This window comes from Bacillus cereus group sp. N21, assembly GCF_016483395.1.
Taxonomy (GTDB): Bacteria; Bacillota; Bacilli; order Bacillales; family Bacillaceae_G; genus Bacillus_A; species Bacillus_A pseudomycoides.
Genome location: NZ_JAEHBX010000443.1, coordinates 1 through 234 on the forward strand (window position 1 = coordinate 1; position 234 = coordinate 234).

Genomic DNA, 234 nt, shown 5'->3' on the forward strand with positions numbered 1-234 from the left:
GGATACGGTGGAATTCCGAGCTGGATGGGTGGAGCACATGGAGGATTTCCAACATCAGTAGCAGGCATGCAAACTGGAATTCCAACGTTAACGGGAGGATTTCCGACATCAGTAGCTGGCGCACAAACTGGAATTCCAGTAGGAGTACCAACTACATTTCCTTCTTTCGTTGGAGGGGGACAGACAGGATTCCCTGTACCAGGAGTAGGTGTTGTAGCAGGAGGAGTAGGTGGG

General features: G+C 51.3%; 1 pseudogene. It reads left to right on the forward strand.

Annotated elements, in window-relative coordinates:
* Positions 1–234 (forward strand): annotated as a pseudogene (locus JDS96_RS31575) (hypothetical protein); the annotation flags it as partial.